At 74.0% G+C, this 19,454-nt stretch carries 19 protein-coding genes; 15 read left to right on the forward strand and 4 right to left on the reverse strand.

The genetic code is table 11. From position 1 onward, the window contains the following. The first annotated feature begins 23 nt into the window (after positions 1 to 23). From FHS22_RS03910 to FHS22_RS03930, 5 genes are all read left to right on the forward strand, one after another. Entirely contained in the window at positions 24 to 1,343 is a 1,320-nt protein-coding gene (locus FHS22_RS03910) for a sensor histidine kinase (RefSeq protein WP_184938492.1), read from the forward strand. Further along, positions 1,318 to 1,983 (forward strand): response regulator, encoded by a 666-nt coding sequence (locus FHS22_RS03915; RefSeq protein WP_184938494.1) that lies wholly within the window; start codon positions 1,318 to 1,320, stop codon positions 1,981 to 1,983. Before FHS22_RS03910 ends, FHS22_RS03915 begins: the two co-directional genes overlap by 26 nt. 226 nt (positions 1,984 to 2,209) lie before the next feature. Further along, complete coding sequence (locus tag FHS22_RS03920) at positions 2,210 to 3,649, forward strand: nitrilase-related carbon-nitrogen hydrolase (protein WP_184938496.1); 1,440 nt, start codon at positions 2,210 to 2,212, stop codon at positions 3,647 to 3,649. Positions 3,650 to 3,743: 94 nt separating this feature from the next. Continuing rightward, the gene (locus FHS22_RS03925) at positions 3,744 to 4,421 is read left to right on the forward strand and encodes a dienelactone hydrolase family protein (RefSeq protein WP_338047581.1); all 678 of its coding nucleotides are present in this window, start codon (positions 3,744 to 3,746) and stop codon (positions 4,419 to 4,421) included. 123 nt (positions 4,422 to 4,544) lie between these two features. Continuing rightward, entirely contained in the window at positions 4,545 to 5,363 is an 819-nt protein-coding gene (locus FHS22_RS03930; protein WP_184938498.1) for an SDR family oxidoreductase, read from the forward strand. A gap of 18 nt (positions 5,364 to 5,381) precedes the next feature. Here FHS22_RS03930 and FHS22_RS03935 read toward each other — a convergent pair whose 3' ends face one another. Then, positions 5,382 to 5,603, reverse strand: a complete 222-nt coding sequence (locus FHS22_RS03935; RefSeq protein ID WP_184938500.1) for a zf-HC2 domain-containing protein — start codon at positions 5,601 to 5,603, stop codon at positions 5,382 to 5,384. Further along, positions 5,603 to 6,148 (reverse strand): sigma-70 family RNA polymerase sigma factor, encoded by a 546-nt coding sequence (locus FHS22_RS03940; protein WP_184938502.1) that lies wholly within the window; start codon positions 6,146 to 6,148, stop codon positions 5,603 to 5,605. The genes FHS22_RS03935 and FHS22_RS03940 overlap by 1 nt, the downstream gene beginning before the upstream one ends. A gap of 159 nt (positions 6,149 to 6,307) precedes the next feature. On the opposite strand from FHS22_RS03940, the gene FHS22_RS03945 reads away from it, so the two are divergent. From FHS22_RS03945 to FHS22_RS03965, 5 genes are read left to right on the forward strand one after another with little or no spacing between them, the layout of a single operon-like run. After that, positions 6,308 to 6,850 carry a hypothetical protein gene (locus FHS22_RS03945; protein WP_184938504.1) on the forward strand — a complete coding sequence of 181 codons (543 nt, stop codon included), beginning with the start codon at positions 6,308 to 6,310 and terminating at the stop codon, positions 6,848 to 6,850. Positions 6,851 to 6,863: 13 nt separating this feature from the next. Continuing rightward, on the forward strand, positions 6,864 to 7,538 hold the full coding sequence (locus tag FHS22_RS03950; RefSeq protein ID WP_184938506.1) for a DUF4142 domain-containing protein: 675 nt from the start codon (positions 6,864 to 6,866) through the stop codon (positions 7,536 to 7,538). 10 nt (positions 7,539 to 7,548) lie between these two features. Then, the gene (locus FHS22_RS37745) at positions 7,549 to 8,943 is read left to right on the forward strand and encodes a DUF1996 domain-containing protein (protein WP_184938508.1); all 1,395 of its coding nucleotides are present in this window, start codon (positions 7,549 to 7,551) and stop codon (positions 8,941 to 8,943) included. Between the two features lie 54 nt (positions 8,944 to 8,997). After that, a complete protein-coding gene (locus FHS22_RS03960) occupies positions 8,998 to 10,110 on the forward strand; it encodes a ferric reductase-like transmembrane domain-containing protein (protein ID WP_184938510.1) in 1,113 nt (370 codons plus the stop codon). Continuing rightward, the gene (locus FHS22_RS03965) at positions 10,107 to 11,555 is read left to right on the forward strand and encodes an NADH-quinone oxidoreductase subunit NuoF family protein (RefSeq protein WP_184938513.1); all 1,449 of its coding nucleotides are present in this window, start codon (positions 10,107 to 10,109) and stop codon (positions 11,553 to 11,555) included. The genes FHS22_RS03960 and FHS22_RS03965 overlap by 4 nt, the downstream gene beginning before the upstream one ends. A 55-nt stretch (positions 11,556 to 11,610) precedes the next feature. Here FHS22_RS03965 and FHS22_RS03970 read toward each other — a convergent pair whose 3' ends face one another. Both FHS22_RS03970 and FHS22_RS03975 read right to left on the reverse strand, forming a co-directional pair. Further along, positions 11,611 to 12,015: a RidA family protein gene (locus tag FHS22_RS03970; RefSeq protein ID WP_184938515.1), complete on the reverse strand. Its 405-nt coding sequence runs from the start codon at positions 12,013 to 12,015 to the stop codon at positions 11,611 to 11,613. A gap of 42 nt (positions 12,016 to 12,057) precedes the next feature. Then, positions 12,058 to 12,621 carry an ArsR/SmtB family transcription factor gene (locus tag FHS22_RS03975; RefSeq protein ID WP_184938517.1) on the reverse strand — a complete coding sequence of 188 codons (564 nt, stop codon included), beginning with the start codon at positions 12,619 to 12,621 and terminating at the stop codon, positions 12,058 to 12,060. 73 nt (positions 12,622 to 12,694) lie between these two features. Between FHS22_RS03975 and FHS22_RS03980 the strand changes: the two genes are divergently transcribed. The 5 genes from FHS22_RS03980 (at position 12,695) to FHS22_RS04000 (ending at position 19,452) form a co-directional block, all read left to right on the forward strand. Beyond that, positions 12,695 to 13,987, forward strand: a complete 1,293-nt coding sequence (locus tag FHS22_RS03980) for an MFS transporter (protein WP_184938519.1) — start codon at positions 12,695 to 12,697, stop codon at positions 13,985 to 13,987. Between the two features lie 121 nt (positions 13,988 to 14,108). After that, positions 14,109 to 14,894 carry an alpha/beta fold hydrolase gene (locus FHS22_RS03985; RefSeq protein WP_184938521.1) on the forward strand — a complete coding sequence of 262 codons (786 nt, stop codon included), beginning with the start codon at positions 14,109 to 14,111 and terminating at the stop codon, positions 14,892 to 14,894. A gap of 151 nt (positions 14,895 to 15,045) precedes the next feature. Next, positions 15,046 to 16,998, forward strand: a complete 1,953-nt coding sequence (locus FHS22_RS03990) for a GMC family oxidoreductase N-terminal domain-containing protein (RefSeq protein WP_221473204.1) — start codon at positions 15,046 to 15,048, stop codon at positions 16,996 to 16,998. 13 nt (positions 16,999 to 17,011) lie between these two features. Beyond that, complete coding sequence (locus FHS22_RS03995) at positions 17,012 to 18,457, forward strand: aldehyde dehydrogenase family protein (protein ID WP_184938524.1); 1,446 nt, start codon at positions 17,012 to 17,014, stop codon at positions 18,455 to 18,457. A gap of 176 nt (positions 18,458 to 18,633) precedes the next feature. Further along, entirely contained in the window at positions 18,634 to 19,452 is an 819-nt protein-coding gene (locus tag FHS22_RS04000; protein WP_184938525.1) for a hypothetical protein, read from the forward strand. The last annotated feature ends 2 nt before the right edge of the window (positions 19,453 to 19,454 follow it).

Raw genomic sequence — 19,454 nt, forward strand, 5'->3', positions numbered from 1 at the left:
ATTCGGTCCCGGGAGGTGACGCGTTGCCGGCTCCACCGACCCCGTCCCCGGGGCGGCGGGCCGCCGGGTTCTCCGGGGTTCCGCCGGTCACCGTGGACGCCGCGATCGCCGGTGCGGTGGCCGTCGCCGGCCTCTGGTCCGGGCTGGGGTGGGCCCACGGGGGTCCCGGGGTGGCGGCGCTGGTGCTCGGGGCGTCGGTACCGCTGCTGTGGCGGCGGACGGCGCCCGTTCTCACCGCCTCGGTGGTGTGCGCCGCGACGACCGGGCTCGCGCTGGTCCACGCGTTGCCGCCACTGCCGTACGGCGCGCTGGTGGCGGTGTACACGGTGGCGGCGCTCAGCGCCCGGCGGGAGCGCCTGCTGAGCTCGGTCGCGGGTGCGGCGCTGCTGGTCGTCTCCCTCGTTCTCCCGGGGGAGACGCCGGACTCCTTCGGTTACGTCGGCATGGCGTTCGCGGCCGCCTGGGCGCTGGGGGCCGGTGCGCGGGCGCGGCGGGCCGAGATCGCCGCGCTGGAGGAGCGCACCCGCAGGCTGGAGGAGGAGCGGGCGGCGGCCGCCGCGCACGAGCGCACCCGCATCGCCCGCGACATGCACGACGTCCTGACGCACTCGGTCGGCATCATGGTCGTCCAGGCCGACGCGGGCTCCCTGGTGGTGCGGGCCGACCCGGACCGGGCCGAGGCGGCGTTCGACGCGATCGCGCGGACCGGCCGGGAGGCGGTCGGCCAGCTCCGCCGCGTCCTGGGCGCGTTGCGGCCGGGCGAGGGCAGGGGCGGTGACGCCGATGACGACGGCAGCGTACGCGGTGACGGCGATGGCGGCGGGCTCGCGCCGGCGCCGGGCCTGGGCGAGGTGGAGCGCCTGGCCGGGCGGTTCCGGCGGGCCGGGCTGGAGGTGGCCGTCGAGTCCCAGGGCGAGGCCGCGCCGCTCCCCGCCGACGTCGACACGGCGGCCTACCGGCTCGTCCAGGAGTCGCTGACGAACACGCTCCGGCACGCGGGGGCCACCACCGCGCGGGTACGGCTCCGCTGGTCGCCGGGGGTCCTGCGGATCGAGGTGACCGACGACGGCCGCGGCCCGGACCCCGCCGGGGTCACGGCCGGGTACGGCCTGATCGGCATGCGGGAACGGGTCACGGCGTGCGGCGGTACGCTGCGGGCGGGTGCGGGACGGGACGAGGGATCGGGCGGAGGGTTCACCGTCGTCGCGACGCTGCCGCTCGGCGAGGAGACGCCGCCCGCCGTTGAGGAGCCTTCTCCACCCGGAGGGGAACGGCCCGCCGCCGTGACGCCGCCGACCGGAGAGGAGCGGTCCGCCGATGCTGCGCGTGCTCGTCGTCGATGACCAGGACCTGTTCCGCGGCGGCTTCTCCCTGATCCTGGACGCCCAGCCCGGTATCACGGTCGTCGGCGAGGCCGCCGACGGCGCCGAGGCCGTCCGGCGGGCGGTGGAACTGGGTCCCGACGTGGTGCTGATGGACATCCGGATGCCGAACATGGACGGCGTCGAGGCGACGGCCCGGATCTGCGAGCGCACCGATGCCAGGGTCCTGGCGCTGACCATGTTCGACCTCGACGAGTACGTCTACGCCGTGCTGCGGGCCGGGGCCAGCGGCTTCCTGCTGAAGGACGCCCACCGGGACGAGCTGGTCGCCGCCGTCCGCGTGGTCGCCGCGGGGGAGGCCCTCCTGGCCCCGGCGGTGACGCGGCGGCTGATCGCCGACCTGGTGGGGCGGGGCGGCGCCGTACCCCGGCTGAAGGCCCGGCTCGGCGAGCTGACCGCGCGGGAACGGGAGACGCTGGAGCGGGTGGCGCGGGGGATGTCCAACGCCGAGATCGCCGCGGGGCTGCACGTGAGCGAGCACACCGTCAAGACCCACGTCAGCAACCTGCTGGCCAAGCTGGGGCTGCGCGACCGGGCGCAGGCGGTGGTCTTCGCCTACGAGTCGGGCCTCGTCGTCGCGGGCGCTCACTCCTGGGAATGAGGACGGGTTCACTCTCCGCGGCGATCCCCCGAGGGCCCTCCCACCGGCAGCATTCGAAGCCCGCCCCCGGAAACCCGGCTTCCGGGGCCGGTCCTCCCGAAGCCCGCCTCCCGAGGAGAGCCCCGCGATGCGCCCGTCCGATTCCGCCGTTCCACCCTCGGCGCCGCCCTCGGTGCCGCCCTCCGCGCGCCCACCGGGCGCTCCCGCCGCGCTTTCCGTCCCCACTGTGCTTTCCGTCCTCGCCGGCACCGCCGTCTCCGCCGCCCTGCTGTTCTCCGGCACCGGGCTGACCCCGCTGCCGTGGCTCACCTGGCTGGCGCCCCTGCCGGTGCTGCTGCTGGCGCCCCGGGTGTCCCCGCTCACCGCGGCCGCCGCGGCGTTCGCGGCCTGGGGCATCGGCGGCCTGAACCTGTGGACCCTGCAGCGGGACCGGCTGGAGGTCCCGCTCCCGGTCGCGCTGCTCAGCGTGGTGGTCCCGGCCCTGCTGGCGGTCTCGGCCGTGCTGCTCTTCCGCGGCCTGCTGCGGCGGGGCAGGCCGGGGGCGGCCGCGCTGTCCGTGCCCGCGGTCTGGGTGAGCGGTGAGTACCTGGTCTCACTCCTCGGGCCCGACGGGGCGCTGTGGAGCCTGGCCTACAGCCAGGCCGGGGTGCTGCCGGTGCTCCAGCTCGCCTCGCTCACCGGCGTGTGGGGCGTCACGTTCGCGGTGGCCGGGGTCCCGGCGGCCGCCGCCGCGGTCCTCACCCCGGGGACGCCCGGGCGCGCCCGCCTGGGTGTGGGCCTCACGGTGTCGGCGCTGCTCGCCGCGGCGGTGACCTACGGAACCGTACGGCTCGCCGCGCCCGGCGGCCCGCACCGGAACGTGGCGCTGCTGGCCGCCGGGCTGCGGGGGGACTGGGCTCCGGTCGGCACGCCCCGGGGCGCCGAGAAGCTCCGCGACATGCTGGCGCACCTGCGCGCCCTGCCCCGGGACACGGACGTGGCGGTGCTGGCGGAGGGCGCTTTCATCACCGGCGAGGCCGACCTCCCGCTGATCACCGGTCCGCTGGCCGCACTGGCCGGGGAGCGGCGGATGGACATCGTCGCCGGGGTGATCGTCACCGACGCCCGCCGCAACACGGCCATGGTCTTCCCCGCCGCGGGAGGCCCTCCGCAGGTCTACCGCAAGCGGCACATGGTGCCCGGCGCCGAGCCGTACGAACCGGGAGACGAGGCCCTCGTCCTCGGCGGGTCCGGTGTGGCGATCTGCAAGGACCTGGACTTCCCCGGCCTGGCCAGGGAGAACCGCCGCGGCGGCGCCACGGTCATGCTCGTGCCCGCGCTGGACTTCGGGCTCGACGCCTGGCAGCACTCCCGGATCGCCGTGACGCGGGGCGTGGAGAACGGCTTCGCGGTCGCACGCAGCGCGGCCGACGGCGCCCTGACGGTCAGCGACCCCTACGGGCGCGTGCTCGCCGAGGGCGAGGCCCGGGGCCGCTCCATCGTGACCGTCACCGCGGCCGTCCCGGTGAGCGGGACCGGGACCCTCTACACGAGCTGGGGCGACTGGTCCGCCTGGCTCTGCCTGGCCCTGGCCGCGGCTCTCGCGGGGCGGGCGGTGCGGGGCCGCATGACGGGGGACGGCCCGGGTACCACCTGCCGTGACGGGGACGGCCCGGGTAGCACCTGACCGTCGGGGGCGGTGACTGGAGGCCGAGATGGAGTCGGGCGGGTTTCGGAGATCCGTGCCGGGAGCGGACGCGGGGCCGGGAGAGGCATGGGAGGTGCGGATCCCCATGGGGGAGGCGGCGCTGCCCGGGACGCTCACGGTCCCCGCCGGGGCCGCCGGGGTCGTGGTGTTCGTGCACGGCAGCGGGAGCAGCCGGCACAGCCCGCGCAACCGCTACGTGGCGGGCGCCCTGAACGACGCCGGGCTGGGCACGCTCCTGTTCGACCTGCTCACCCCCGAGGAGGAGGACGACCGCGCCAACGTCTTCGACATCCCCCTGCTCGCCGGACGGCTCGTGCGGGTCACCGGCTGGCTGCGCGGTCACCTGCCCGTGCCCCGCGTCGGGTACTTCGGGGCCAGCACCGGAGCCGCGGCGGCGCTGTGGGCGGCCGCGGGAAGGGACCGCCCGGCGGACGCGCCGGGCGGCGGACGCGGAGGCGGTGGGGAGGACGGCGGGAAGGAGGGCGTCGCCGCGGTGGTGTCCCGGGGCGGGCGGCCCGACCTCGCGGGACCCCGGCTGGCCGACGTCACCGCCCCCACCCTGCTCATCGTGGGCGGCCGCGACGGGCAGGTGCTCGAACTCAACGAGGTCGCGCGGGAGCGGCTGCGCTGCGAGAACCGCCTGGAGGTCGTCCCCGGTGCCACCCACCTGTTCGAGGAGCCCGGGACCCTGGAGGCCGCGGCGGAGCTGGCCCGCGACTGGTTCCTCCGGCACCTGGGCGGGAGCGCATGACGGCCCCGGCCCCTGCGACCCCGTGAAATCCATGCTCGCGCCACTCCGCGCCGGCGTGGCGCCGGAGCCTCCGCGGCTCCCGGGCGCTCCGTGCGGCACGGGCTTTCCCAGAGAGGGACGACCATGAGCGAGGCGCCGATCTCCCGCGCCGGGTACGACCGGATCGCGATCGTCACCGGGGCGGACTCCGGCATCGGCAAGGCGACCGCCGTGGCCCTGGCCGGGCAGGGCTTCGACGTGGGCATCACCTTCCACAGCGACGGGGAGGGCGCCGAGGAGACGGCCGGGCTGGTCCGCGGGAAGGGCCGCGCGGCGGCGGTGCGCCGGCACGACCTGACCGACCCGGAGAGGGCCGCCGCCGCGGTGGACGAGCTGGCCGGGGAGCTGGGCGGCGTCGGCGTCCTGGTCAACAACGCCGGGACCGGCAGCGGCACGCCGCTGATGGAGATGGGATTCGAGCAGTGGCGGTCGGTGCTCGCGGTGGACCTCGACGGCGCGTTCCTGTGCGCCCAGCGGGCGGTCCGGCGCATGATCGCCGCAGGTCGCGGGGGCCGCGTGGTCAACGTGACGAGCGTCCACGAGGAGCATCCCCGGGTCGGGGCCGGGCCGTACTGCGCGGCGAAGGGGGGCCTGCGGATGCTGAGCCGGGTGCTGGCGCTGGAGCTGGCGCCGTACGGGATCACGGTGAACACCGTCGCGCCGGGTGAGATCGCCACCCCGATGACCGGCCAGGAGGACCAGCCGCCGGAGCCCGGGAGCCGGCCGGGCTACCCGATCGACCGGCCGGGCGACGCCCGCGAGGTGGCCGCCGTCGTCGCCTTCCTCGCGAGCCCCGCCTCGTCGTACGTCACCGGGGCGAGCCTGTTCGTGGACGGAGGGCTCGGGCTCATGGGCCCGCAGGCGGCGGGCGCGCTCACCTCGGGGGAGTGGCGCCGGGGCTGAGGCCGGCCGGGGCCGGGATCAGCGCGAGGCGCGGTCGTCGTCGGTACCGGTGAGGGAGTTGGAGCGGTCCTGCCGGACCGCGTCGAGCAGGCCGGGAACCTCGCTCAGTTCCCGGAGCTCGGCCTGGCACTCCTCACACGACATGAGGTGGCGCTCGAACGCCTGGTGATCCTCTTCGTCGAGCACGCCGAGGGCGTACGCCGCCACGTCTTCGTGCACATCGCGCGAGGAGGGGGACATCAGCTCGCGACACCTCTCTCCTTCAGGATCCCGCGCAGTGCGCGGATCCCGTAGTAGAGCCGGGACTTGACAGTGCCGGGCGGGATTCCGAGAATCTCCGCCGCCTCACCAATCGTACGGTCCCGTAGGTAAGTGTGCTCGATGACTTCACGGTGTTCTTCGGACAGATCGAGGAGAGCGTCGGCGACGATCATCGCCTCCAGCGCGCGCTCCGACCCGTCGGGAACGGAGACGGCGTCCGCGTCGGCGGGTTCGACCTCCTGAGGCCGAGCCCCCCGCCTGCGACGGCCGTCGATGACGATACGGCGGGCGACGGTGAGGAGCCAGGCCCAGAGCAGGCCCGGTTCCCGGTGCAACCTCCCCGCGTTTCGCCAGGCCCGGACGATCGTCTCCTGGACGACGTCCTCGGCCCACTGCAGATCGTTGCCGGTGGCCTTGCGTACATGCCGGAGCAGGGGAGCACCGAACTCCTGGTACAGCACCTCGACCAGGACATCATCATCGGTCTCCGCGCTCTCGAGCCGGCTGTCGAGATGACGAGGCACGGGCACATCTTTACACCATCGTTATGGCCCCGTGTGCAACTCGCGCAACTCCAGTTATTTCTGACTATCTCCTCACTTTGAGTGAACCACCCCTGAGGGCGTCGCGTACCTCCGACCAAGTGCGCCCGCACCAGCGGGCCCTCTGGGAAAGGAACGACCATGACAACACGGCGCGTCCCTTGGCCGGCCGGGGTTGTTGTCACCCTTGCCGCCTCCGCTGCCGCCTCCGCCGTCCTGTCCGGATGCGCCGGAGCCGGAGCCCCCGGGCAGGAGTCCTCCTCCGGCCGGGCCTACGCGACCTCGGAGGCGGTGAACGAGCACGCCGGCCACGCCTTCCTGAAGGTCTCGGACATCGGCCTCGTCGTCGACGGCCAGGGCCGCACGCTCTACCGCTTCGACGAGGACAGGCCCTCGGCGCCGAGCTGCGACGGGCGGTGCGCGGCCGAGTGGCCGCCCGTCACCACCGCGACCGACGTCATGGTCGAGGGCATCGACCGGAGTCTGGTCGGCACGGCCGAGCGGGCCGACGGCACCATGCAGGTCACCCTCGGCGGATGGCCGCTCTACCGGTTCTCCGGCGACGAGATCCCCGGCGACCTCAAAGGGCACGGCGCGGGGGGCACGTGGTTCGCGAGCGCCCCGGACGGAAAGAAGGCGCAGACCCCGGACGGCGCGACGGCGCCGGCTCCGGACGGTTACTGAACCGGACCGCGCCATGTTCAGGACGCTGTTCGGCCGCTCGCGCCGGACCGGCCGTGCCGACCGGTTCGCACGCTTCGGCCGGTTCGGCAGCGGAGAACTGCTGCTGTTCGGGAGCTTCCTCGCGGTGGCCGCCGTGGCGGTCGTGCTGGTCGCCCCCTCCGGGGGTCTGCCCGCCGCCTCGGGAGACGCCCCCCAGGGCTGGATCCAGACCCAGTACGGCCCGCTGAGCCCGGCCGACCGCGACTTCCTGGTCAAGGTCCGCCAGGCCGGCCTCTGGGAGATCCCCACGGGACAGCAGGCCCAGCAGCGGGCCGACGGCAAGCGGGTCAAGGAGGTCGGCATGCACTTGGTGACCGACCACCTCAAACTCGACGCGCAGGTCCGCTCGGTCGCCGGCCAGCTCGGCGTGGTGCTGCCCAGCCAGGCGAGCGCGGACCAGCAGCGCTGGATGGCGGAGCTGTCGTCCGCGTTCGGCACCGACTACGACCGGATCTTCGCCAACCGGCTCCGCCAGGCCCACGGGAAGGTCTTCACGGCGGTCGCCGCCGTACGGTCCGGCACCCGGAACGATCTCATCCGATCCTTCGCCCAGCGGGCGGTGGAAGTGGTCATGAAGCACATGACCCTGCTGGAGAGCACCGGTCTCGTCGACTACACCGCTCTTCCGGAACCTCCCGCACCACAGTGAGGAGAGACCCATGAAACACGTGAAACGCCTGTACGCGCCCCTGTCCGCGCTCGTGCTGACCGCCGGGGTGCTGACCGCCGTCGCCGGTCCCGCCGGCGCCGACCACTGCGACCCCGCCGAGCAGGGTCAGCAGAACCAGCAGAACCAGCAGAGATCTCCGGACCAGGACGAGCAGGACCAGAATCAGCAGGGCCAAGGCCAGGGCCGGAACCAGCAGGGCTTCGATCAGCAACGGCAGCGGAATCCTCAGGACCCGGACCGGCAGGACCAGAATCAGCAGGGCCAGGACCAAGGGCAGCAGGATCAGAATCAGCAGCCCGGGAACCGGCAAAGCCGATCGGATCAGGAACAGCAGGGCTTCGGTCAGCAACGGCAGCGGAATCCTCAGGACCCGGACCGGCAGGGCCAGGGCCAGGGGCAGGGAGGCCAGGAGCAGGGAGGCCAGGGCCGGCGGAATCCGGACCCGCAGGATCCCGGTCAGCAGGATCCCGGTCAGCAGGGCCGGGGTCAGCAGGGTGAGCAGGCTGAGGAGGAGTGCGCGGACCTCGGCCCGTTCCCGCAGGACTTCGCCGACATCCGCCAGGCGCGGCCGAACGTCCAGGCGCCCCGCCCCCGGCGCGGCGGCTCCACCGGTACCTTCGTCTCCCGGTGCGGAAGGAACGAGAACGGCCACCGCAACCCCGACAACTTCATCGTCGCCCCGGGCGTGCGCAACGGCGCCCACCACGTGCACGACTACGTCGGGAACCTGTCCACCGACGCCTTCTCCACCGACGCCAGCCTGGCCGTGGCGGGGACCACGTGCGCGTTCGGCGACCGCTCGACCTACTTCTGGCCTGTCCTGCGGGACCGTACGGTCGACGTCGACACCCAGGACCCGGACGGCAACGTGGGCCGGATCCTGACCCCCCGGGTGGCGACCATGCAGTTCCGGGGGAACCCGGTCGCGAAGGTCACCGCGATGCCGCGGTTCCTCCGGGTGATCACCGGTGACGCCAAGGCCGCGACCAACGGCGGGGCGAACGCCCGGGCGCAGTGGACCTGCAGCGGGTTCACCGACCGGGTGCTGACCGACAAGTACCCCCTCTGCCCCCGGGGCAGCCTGGTCATGCGGATCCTGGACTTCCCGAGCTGCTGGGACGGTCAGAACACCGACAGCGCCAACCACCGCACCCACATCCTGTTCCCGGACGGGAGCGGCGCCTGCCCCTCGGGCACCCGGCCCGTCCCGCAGTTGCGGATGATCCTGGCCTACGCCGCGCCGCGCACCCCGTCCTTCGCCCTGGACGCCTTCCCCGAGCAGCTCCACAACCCGGTCACCGACCACGCGGACTTCGCGAACGTGATGCCGGACCGGCTCATGAGGTTCGCGGTCGACTGCATCAACCGGGGACGCCGCTGCTGACCTCACGCCCGTCCCGGGCGGCACCCTCTTCCGCTCGGACGATGAGGAGACACAGTGCGCGACATCGAGTGGGACACGGTGAACGACACGAACGGATCGGTGTACTACCTGAAGAGACCCGCCGCACGCCTGAACGATCCGGTGCGTGACCGCGCCGGATCGATAGCCGACACCGACGCGTCGATCCGGATCGCGGCCGTGCCGCCGGACGCCCCGGACGCCCCGGGACGCGAGGGGCGGGGCCCGGAGGCGGCGGGGCCGGTCCGGTCCAGGCGCGGCCAGGCGCGGCATTGCCGGCGCGAGGCCTCCGGTCTCGACCGGCGGGGCAACCGGATCATGCTCGGCGCCGGGGTGACCGCGGTCACGGTCGGGGTGCTGATGGCGGGCAGGACCGAGGCGGGGCTGCGGGCCTCCGCGGCGGCCTGGGAACTGCTCTCCTTCTACGGCGGCGTGCTGGCACTCGTCGCGCTCACCTGCACCGTCGCTCTCGGGCTGCTCTCCGCCGACCGGGTCGTCCTGTCCGCCCGGGGCAGGATCCGGGCCCAGCTCTGCCACCGGGCGGCGGCGTTGACCGGGATGACGTTCCTGGCCACGCACGTCCTGATGAAGATCGCTGAAGGCCGGATCCCGACCGCCGCCGCCGTGGTCCCGACCTCGGCGCCCACCACGGCGATCGGCCTGGGCGTGGTCGCGTCCGACGCCATGGTGCTGATCTTCGCGACCGGCATCGCCCGCGCGGGGTTCGCCGACAGCCGCAGGCCGTGGGTGTGGCGGCTGCTGCACGGCTCCGCCTACCTCGCGTGGCCCGCCGCGATCATGCATGGACTGGGTGCGGGCCGCCAGCCCGCCGCCTGGGTGAGCTGGAGCTACGTGGTCTGCCTGGTCGCGGTGGGCGCGGCCCTGCTGATCCGGGTGATCTCCGCCCTGCGCTCCGGGCGGGCCCCGGCTCCGGCCGAGGCCCCGGCCGAGCGGTCCGGCGCGGCGGAAGGGCCCGCCGGACGGCCCGGTACGGCGGAGCGGCTCGCGGGGCCGGAGGAGGCCTCGCCCACGAGCATCGTCGGACGCGTCCCGCGCCGGGCGCGGGAGCACCGGACCGGGACGGCCACCGGGTCCGGGACGGGTACGGACGGCCGGGTGGCAGCCCGGCGGATCGGAGGCGGCGGATGATCCCCTACAGGGTCCCCCAGGTCAGGAGGCTGGGACCGGCCAGGCTCACCGCCGGGCTGGACGCCTCCCGCAGGATGGACCTGCCGGCCCACCGCGCCATGCACGGCACGGCGCCGGAGCTGGACGCGCGGGAGCTGGCCGAACTGGCCGACGCGGTGGACCTGCGGGGCCGGGGAGGTGCGGCCTTCCCCTTCGCCCGCAAACTGCGGGCGGTGGCCGCGCACCGCTCGGAGCCCGCCGTCCTGGTCAACGCCGCGGAGGGCGAGCCGGCCAGCGGCAAGGACACCATGCTGCTCACCAGGGCCCCGCACCTGGTCGTCGAGGGCGCCCTGCTGGCCGCGGGCGCGCTCGGCGCGCGCCGGGTCGTGGTCGCGGTCGCGGAAGGCGGGATGGGCCAGGCGTCGGTCGCCGCCGCGGTCGAGGAGCGGGGCGCGGCGGACCGGGTCCGCGTCGCCGGCGTCCCCGAGAGGTTCGTCTCCGGCGAGGGCGGCGCGCTGGTCAGGGCCGTGAACGGCCACCGCGGCGGGCCGCCGGGACGCAAGGTCCGGGCCAGTGACAGCGGCGTGGACGGCCTGCCCACGCTGCTGTCGAACGCCGAGACCTTCGCCCAGCTCGCGGTGCTCGCCACCCTCGGACCGGAGCAGTACGCCGACGCCGGGACCGCGCGGGAGCCCGGGACGGTCCTGCTCACCGTCGGCGGGTCGGCGGCGGCTCCGGCGGTGGTGGAGGTGGCGACCGGGACGCCGCTGCACGCCGTGCTGGAGGCGTGCCGGGCCTCGCCCGGCGAGGGCGTGCTGGTCGGCGGGTACCACGGCGCGTGGATCCACCCCGGCGCGGCGGCCGCCGCCCCGGTCTCCCGGCAGGGCATGGAGGAGGCGGGCGGGAGGCTCGGCGCGGGGATCGTCCTGCCGCTCGGCGGCGAGACCTGCCCGCTGGGCGAGACGCTCAGGGTGGCGCGCTACCTGGCCGCGCAGTCGGCCGGGCAGTGCGGTCCCTGCAGGTTCGGCCTGCCGGACGTCGCCTCCTCCCTGGCCGACCTCGTCGAGGGCTCGGCGGCCGCCCTGGACGAGCTGCGCCGCCGGGCGGCGGGCGTGCGGGGCAGGGGCGCGTGCTCCCATCCCGACGGAACCTCCGGATTCGTGCTGTCGGCACTGTCGGCGTTCCCGGACGACGTCCAGGAGCACCTGCTCCGCGGGACCTGCGGCCGCCCGGTCCTGGGCGTGCTCCCCGTCCCGGAGCGGGAGCCGGAACCGGAGATCCGCCTGGCCGTCGACTGGACCCGCTGCCAGGGCCACGGCCTGTGCGCCAAGCTCGCCCCCGACCTCGTCCACCTCGACGAGCACGGCTACCCGGTCTTCGCCCGCGGGGCCGTACCCCCGCAGCTCGGGCGGCTGGCCCGAAGGGCCGTGGAGATGTGCCCGGCCCTCGCCCTGCGGCTGGCCTGAGATCGTGCGGGGAGGGTGCGGTCCGTCGGCCGGGCCGGGGCCGCGCGGGCCGCCGTCAGCCCGCAGGGACCGCGGCGACCGCCTCGACCTCGATCAGGATGTCCGGCCGGAACAGGCCGGCCACCTGCACCAGCGAGCTGGTCGGCGGGCGCTCCAGGTTGACGAACTCGTCCCGTACGGCTCGCACGACGGGCAGCGCCGAGGTGCCGACGACGAAGAACGTGAGCTTGAACACGTCGTCCCACGTCGCGCCCGCCGCCTCCAGCGCGGCTCCGACGTTCCGCATGACCAGGCGCGTCTGGGCCTCCCAGTCACCGGCCGGGGCCGGGGTGCCGTCGGCGGCGATCGGGACCTGGCCCGAGGTCCAGACGAGCCGGCTGCCCGGCGGCACGCTGGCGACGTGGCTGTAGCCGTTGGCCGGGGGCAGCGTCGGGGGAGTGCTGAAGTCGACGGAGCTCATGGACATTCCTTCCGGGCGCCGGAACCGTTCGCCGGGCGGGCCTCAGTCGGCCAGCCGGTGCAGGACGATCATGCCACCGTACGCGGGGCGGTCGAGGCGCTGGTCCTCGGTCTCGATGTACTCGTCGAGGACCGCGAGGATGCGGCGGTCCAGCTCCTCGATCTCCTCGGGCGACAGGTGCAGCATGAACCGGGTGAACGTCCGCACGGAGGCCGGGCCCGCCTCGCGCAGTTCGTCCTGGAAGGCCTCGATCGGCGCGAACGAGGCCTCGGTCCCCTCGCCGGAGAGCGGGTCGTCCAGCCACCACGACCGGCCCGTGGACCGGTAGGGCTTCTCCAGGGCGCCGCTCTCGCCGGTCCGCACCGGTGCCTGCTGCAGGAAGCCCGCCTCGGTGAGCTGGCGGACGTGGTAGAAGACCGTGCCCGGGTCGCTGCCGAGCCGGTCGGCCAGTTGCTTGTTCGTCATCTCCCGCTGGGCGCACAGCCGCAGGATGCGCACGCGCAGCGGGTGGGCCAGGGCCTTGGCCTCGCGAACCGTCGCCGCCCGCCGCTGCCGCGGGTAGGGGGGCCCCTCCGCGGGCGGCCCCCCGGCGTCCTGCTCGTTCATGGGTACAAGATAGCCCGGATCCATATCCTTCACATCGATTGATTTTTCCAAATCGATCTGAAACTCTCAATTCATGGCAGCGGATGACCGGACGGCAGGTGACCGGACAGGGGACGGCCGGCAGAGGGCGGCCCGCGACGGGCCTCCTCCGCTGGGGGCCGCGTTCTGGCGGTTGTGGACGTCGGCCGCCCTGTCCAACCTGGCCGACGGGATCTTCAAGGTCGCGCTGCCGCTGGTGGCCGTCCGCTTCACGGACTCTCCCACGCTGATCGCGGGGCTGACCTTCGCGCTGACGCTCCCGTGGCTGTTCTTCGCGCTGCCCGCCGGCGCGCTCGCCGACCGGCTCGACCGCCGCCGGATGATGCTCGGCGCCAACACCGTCCGGGCCGTGCTGCCGGCCGTACTCGCCGTGGCCGCGCTGACCGGCGCCGGCTCGCTGTGGGTCCTGTACGCCGTGGCGGTCTGCGTCGGCGTCACCGAGACGGTCTACGACACCTCGGCGCAGTCGATCCTGCCGCAGGTCGTCCCGCGCGAGCGGCTCTCGCGCGCCAACGGGCGCCTGCACGCGGCCGAGCTGACCGCCAACGAGTTCGTCGGCCCTCCTCTGGGCGGCTTCCTGGTGGCGGCCGCCGCGGCGGCGGCGTTCGCCGCGCCCGTGGCGCTGTGGGCGGCCGCCGTGGCGGCGCTGCTGCTCGTGCGCGGCCCGTTCCGGATCGAGCGGGAGCGGAACACCACCGTGCGCGGCGACATCGCCGAAGGACTGCGCTTCCTGCGGCGCCACCGGCTCCTGCGGACGCTCGCCGCCATGGTGGGCGTCGCCAACTTCGCCACGAGCGCCACCTGGGCGGTCCTGGTCCTGTACGCGGTGGGTCCCGGGTCCGCGATGGGGTTGTCCGAACCGGCCTACGGACTGCTGCTCACCGCCGCCGCGGCGGGCAGCCTGGTCGGCTCCCTGGTCGCCGAGCGGGTCGAGCGCGCGCTCGGGCGCGCCCGCTCACTGGCGCTGACCGTCCTCGTCGGCGTGCCCTTCCTCGGCGCCCCGGCCGTGACGGCGGACCCGTTCGCGATCGGGGCCGCGTTCTTCGCTGGGGGGCTGTCCATCGCGGTCTGGAACGTCATCACGGTGTCGCTGCGGCAGCGGGTCACCCCCGACCGGCTGCTCGGGCGCGTCAACAGCGTCTACCGGCTCCTCGCCTGGGGCACCATGCCGCTGGGGGCCGCCGCGGGCGGCCTGCTCGCCCAGTTCTCCGGGCTCCGCGCGGTGTTTGCCGCCATGGCGCTGCTGACGCTCGCCCGGCTCGCCGGCATGCTAGTGGTGACCGACAGGGCCATGGACGCGGCGGAACGCGACGCCGGCCGCTCCTGAGCCGGCGGCTCCCGCACCCGGCCGGTCCGCGAGATGCCAGCTCCGGCCCGGCGGGCGGCCCCATGCCCGCCGGAATGCGTTGAGCATGGTCCGGAAAGCCGCACTGTGTCAGCATCGCCCCGTGACAATCTTCCTGGAAGAAACAGGCCCTGACCGCGCTCCTGCCGTCGTCCTCCTCCACGGAGCCGGTGCCGGCGGCTGGATGTGGAAGCGGCAGGCCGAGGCACTGCGGGACGCCTTCCGTGTCCTGGTGCCGGACCTGCCAGGTCATGGGCGCAGCAATGCCGTCGCCTGGGAGTCGGTCGCGGACACCGCCGAGCACATCGCTGAGATGATCAGGAAGGGGAGCGGAACCGGCCGTGCGCACGTGGTCGGGCTGTCGCTGGGAGGCTATCTCGCTGCGCACCTCGCCGCGACGCGACCGGATGTGGTCGAGACCGCCGTGGTCAGCGGAGTGAACGTCCTGCCCTTCCCCCGCCCGGCCATGATGCGGTTCATGGGCAGAGCCATGGCGCCCCTGATGACCTGGGGCCCGATGATCAACGCCAACGCGCGGGCGCTGCGAGTGCCGCCGGAGGACCGCGACGCCTATCGCGAGGCCGCACGCGCGATGTCGCGCGCAGCGTTCCTGCGCATCGGCGATGAGCTGATGGATTTCCGTGTGCCCCCGGAGGCGGCCGACTCGCCGTGCCCGCTGCTGGCGGTGGCGGGGGAACGCGAGCAGGACCTCATTCTGCGGTCGCTTCCTCACCTGGCCGGATCGTTCCCGGCGGGTAAGGCATGGATCGTGCCTGGGGTGGGCCATGGCTGGAACGGTGAGACTCCGGACCTGTTCGCGGCGATGGTCCGCGCCCATGCTGCAGGAGAGAACCCGCCACAGAGCTTCCATCCTGTGCCGGCGACGTAGGCCGGCCCCGGGGGAGAACGCATTGAAGGAGACCAACGCCTCTTCTGTCACGATTACCGCAGGGTGTTGCAGGTCACAGAATCCGGTTCTAGTGTGGCCGCAGGTCACCCGCTCGGGCGGGCGGGAACCGCCCACTCTCTACGGAGGACCCGTGCCTGCTCTCACTCCCGTCCAGCGCGACGTGCTGCGCGCGCTGGTGGACACCGCCGTCCCGGCGATCGAGGCCGAGGACGACCCGACCGGCTTCTGGGCGACCCCCGGCTCCGCGACCGGCGCCGACGAGGCGCTGGCCCAGTACCTGGAGACCCTTCCCGAGGCGGACCGGACGGGCGTCGCGCAACTGCTCGACGGCCTGGCGATGCTCGGCTTCCAGCACCAGGGCCGGGCGACCCGCGAGGGCATGCTCGCCACCGCCATGGCGCTCGCCCCCGAGGCGCTCGTCGCCGTCTCCACCCTGCGCGGCGGCGCGTGCATGCTCGCCCACTCGATCACGGACGCCGAGGGCCGCAACCCGTTCTGGGCGCAGTACGGCTACCCCGGGCCGCAGATCACGCCGCCGCGGGACGAGCCGTACATCACCCCGCACGTCCCGGCCGACGGCGAGGTGATCGAGGCCGACGTCGTGGTCGTCGGCTCCGGAGCGGGCGGCGGAACGATCGCCGGGGTGCTCGCCGCGGCGGGCAGGAGCGTCGTCGTGCTGGAGGCGGGCGGCGCCACCAGCGAGCGGGACTACCGCCAGCTGGAGGCCGAGGGCAAGGAGATGATGTACCGGGGCGGGCTCTCGGTCTCCGCCGACGGCAACGTCGGCCTGCTCGCCGGGTACACGCTGGGCGGCGGCACCACGATCAACTGGCACAACTGCGTACGGCCCAGCGACGCGGTGCGCCGCGAGTGGGCCCGGGAGCACGGGCTGGACGGCCTCGACACCGCAGAGTTCGACCGCCACCTGGAGGCGGTCCTCGCGCGGATGGGCGCCAACGACCGGTGCAGCGACTTCAACGGCCCGCACCAGCGCATGGCCGAGGGGGCCAAGGCCCTCGGCTGGTCGATGCACACCGCGGTGCGCAACGTGGACGAGGCGACCTACGACCCGGTGGCCGCCGGGTACACCCAGTTCGGCGACCCGAGCGGGAGCAAGCGCGGCACCCTCACCACCTACCTGCGCGACGTCTACGACCACGGCGCGAAGATCCTCGTCCGCACCCGCGCCGACCGGGTCCTGACCGAGGGCGGCCGGGCCGTCGGCGTCGAGGCCGTCCACACCGACCCGGGCAGCGGCGAGACCCGCCGGGTGACGGTCCGCGCCGCCGACGTCGTCGTGGCCTGCGGCGCGCTGGAGACCCCGGCGCTGCTGCTCCGCTCGGGCATCGGCGGGCCGGCCGTCGGCCACAACCTCTACCTGCACCCCAGCGCGGGCATCTTCGGCGTCTACCCCGAGGACCAGCGCGCCTGGTGGGGGCCGCCGCAGGCCGCCATCATGGACGAGTTCCGCGACCTGGGAGACGGGTACGGCCTGCTGGTCGAGGGCTCGCACTACTACACCGGCGTCTTCGCCTTCCAGCTCGCGCGGCGCGACGGCCGGGAGGCCAAGGAGGCGATGAGCAAGCTCGGCCGGATGGCCGACTTCCTGTTCGTCCTGCGCGACCACGCCGGCGGGCGGGTGACGATCGACGGCGACGGCGAGGCGGTGCACACCTACGCCCTCACCGACGAGCGCGACGTCGCCGCCTACCGCAAGGGCCTGCGCATCCTGGCCGAGCTGCACCTGGCCGCCGGGGCCGAGGAGCTCTGGTTCGGCGCCACCCCGCCGGTGTTCCGGCGCGGCGACGACTTCGAGGCCTGGATGGCGAACCTGGACGCGACGCACATCGGCGCGGGCGGGCTGTTCATGGGCAGCGCCCACCAGATGGGCACCGCACGCATGGGCACCGACCCGCAGACCTCCGTCGCCAAGCCGACCGGTGAGCTGCACGACGTCGCCGGCGTCTGGATCGGCGACACCAGCGCCTTCCCCACGCCGTCGGGCGCCAACCCGATGCTCACCTGCATGGCCCTGGCCCGCCGTACGGCCGGGCACATCGCCGGGCACACCACCGCGGCCTGAAAGCGAGCGAGACATGACCGCCCCAGAGCTCAACCACACCCGCGACCGCATCTACGTCGACGGCGCCTGGATCCCCTCGACCGGCGCCGGCACGCTCCCGGTCGTCAACCCCTTCACCGAGCAGGTCATCGGCACCGTGCCCGAGGGCACCGCCGAGGACGTCGACCGCGCGGCCCGCGCCGCGGCCCGCGCCCTGCCCGGCTGGTCGGCCACCCCTCTGGCCGACCGGGTCAAGGCCTGCGCGGCGATCGCGGAAGGGCTCAAGACCCGTGCCCAGGAGATCGCCCTGACGGCCTCCCGGGAGATGGGCGCGCCCTGGCAGCTCGCCGTCATGGTCCAGGCGGGCCTGCCGGTCATCGACTTCGCCTCCATGGAGGACGTCGCCGGCCAGGTCGAGTGGGAGCGCCGGTCCGGCAACTCCGTGCTCGTCCGGCAGCCGGTCGGCGTGGTCGGCGCGATCACGCCGTGGAACTACCCGCTCCACCAGATCGCGGCCAAGGTCGCCCCGGCCCTGGTCGCCGGGTGCCCGGTCGTGGTCAAGCCGTCCGAGCTGGTGCCCGGCGTCGCCTACCTGCTCGCCGAGATCATCGACGCGGCGGGCCTGCCGCCCGGCGTGTTCAACCTGGTCACCGGGACCGGCCCGGTGGTCGGCGAGGCGATCGTGGCGCACCCGGCGGTCGACATGGTCTCCTTCACCGGCTCCACCCGCGCCGGGCGGCGGGTCGCCGAGCTGGCCGCCGCCGCACCCAAGCGCACCTCGCTGGAGCTCGGCGGCAAGTCGGCCAGCGTGCTGCTCGACGACCTGTCGGCCGACGGGTTCGGCAACGCCGTGGCGGGCTCGCTGACCGGCTGCCTGATCAACAGCGGGCAGACGTGCAGCGCCACCACCCGGCTGCTGGTGCCCCGCGCCCGGCTGGCCGAGGCCGAGGAACTGCTCAGCCTCTTCGCCCAGTTCGCGACCGTCGGCGACCCGATGGACCCGGCCACCCAGCAGGGCCCGCTGGTCAGCAGGGTCCAGCAGGAGCGCGTGCGCGCCTACATCCGCGAGGCGGTCGACGACGGCGCCCGGCTCGTCGCGGGCGGCCCCGAGCAGCCGGAGACCGCCCCCACCGGCTTCTTCGTCAAGCCCACCGTCCTGGTCGCCGAGGCCGGTGCGCGCATCGAGCAGGAGGAGGTCTTCGGGCCGGTCCTCACCGTCGTCCCGTACGACGGCGGCGACGACGAGGCGCTCGCCGTCGCCAACGGCACGCCGTACGGCCTGTCCGGCGCGGTGTGGGCGGGCGACCTCGAACGGGCCACCGCCTTCGCCCGGCGGATGCGGACCGGCCAGGTCGCGGTCAACGGCGGCGCCTTCAATCCGACCGCCCCCTTCGGCGGCTTCGGGCAGAGCGGCTACGGCCGCGAGCTCGGCCCGCTGGGCATCGAGGAGTTCACCGCCGTGACGTCCCTGCAGTACTAGGAGATTTTTCCGGAAAAGGGCCGCGCATCGTCTGACGCGTGGCCCGTCCGACCACCGGGTTCGCGCCACACAGGTTAAAGGCCGGGCTGAGGGCTTGTTCTGAGACATATCCGTGATCAAGGCCCGGCAGAATCTCCCTCCCTGTATCGGTCTGGGAGGAAATTACTGTGAAGCGAATGATCGCATGTGTCGCTGCGGCCACGGCCGCCGCATCCGTGGCCGCGGCACCCGTCCAGGCCGCCTCCGCGGATCCGGTCAAGGCGTTGAAGAGCCAGCTCGTCGCAGGAAGAGGAGTGAAGTTCACGGACGTCTCCTCCCTGGTCTCGTTCACCGGGACCACGTCCTTCCTCAAGCGCACCGGGTCCTTCCAGTTCGGCAGGGCCGGGATTGCCGCCTCCGACGTCAGCGCGGGGCTCACCGCTGACGAGCCGTCTGGCATGCCCCCCAGCATCATCCTGCCGACCCTGGAAAAGCCGGAGCGGACGATCAGGATCGGCACCACCAGCTACTACTCCGGTGGCCCTTGGGCGCCGCCGAAGGGCAAGACCTGGGTCAAGCACCGGAACGGCATGAGCGCCGGCTTCAGCGGCACGGACAGTCAGATGGTGAACGCGGCCGAGCCGGGGACCCTGAAGCTCCTGATCGCGAAGGGGAAGCGAGAGGGGCGCACCTACTCGGGCGCGATCAGCCTCGGCGCGCTGGAGAAGGTCTCCCCCTGGTTGCAGCACGTCCAGGTGACCGGAATGTCAGAGAGCACCAAGAAGGACGTAGTGCGCTTCAGGCTCACTCTGGGCCCCGGTCTGCTCCCCCAGCGACTGGTCACCGTCTACCCGAGCAGCCACGTCAGCGCGGCGGTGGGGGAGGACAGGAAGATCAGTGTCGAGACCCGTTACACCGGGTGGGGAAGCCGGGTGACCGTCAAGGCGCCTCCGGCGAGCAAGACGGTGGACGCGGGGAAGGGCGAGCCGACCGTCCGCGGCGGCGGCCGGGGTTAGGG

The organism is Thiemannella venezuelensis (genome assembly GCF_014203605.1).
GTDB lineage: Bacteria > Actinomycetota > Actinomycetes > Streptosporangiales > Streptosporangiaceae > Planomonospora_A > Planomonospora_A venezuelensis.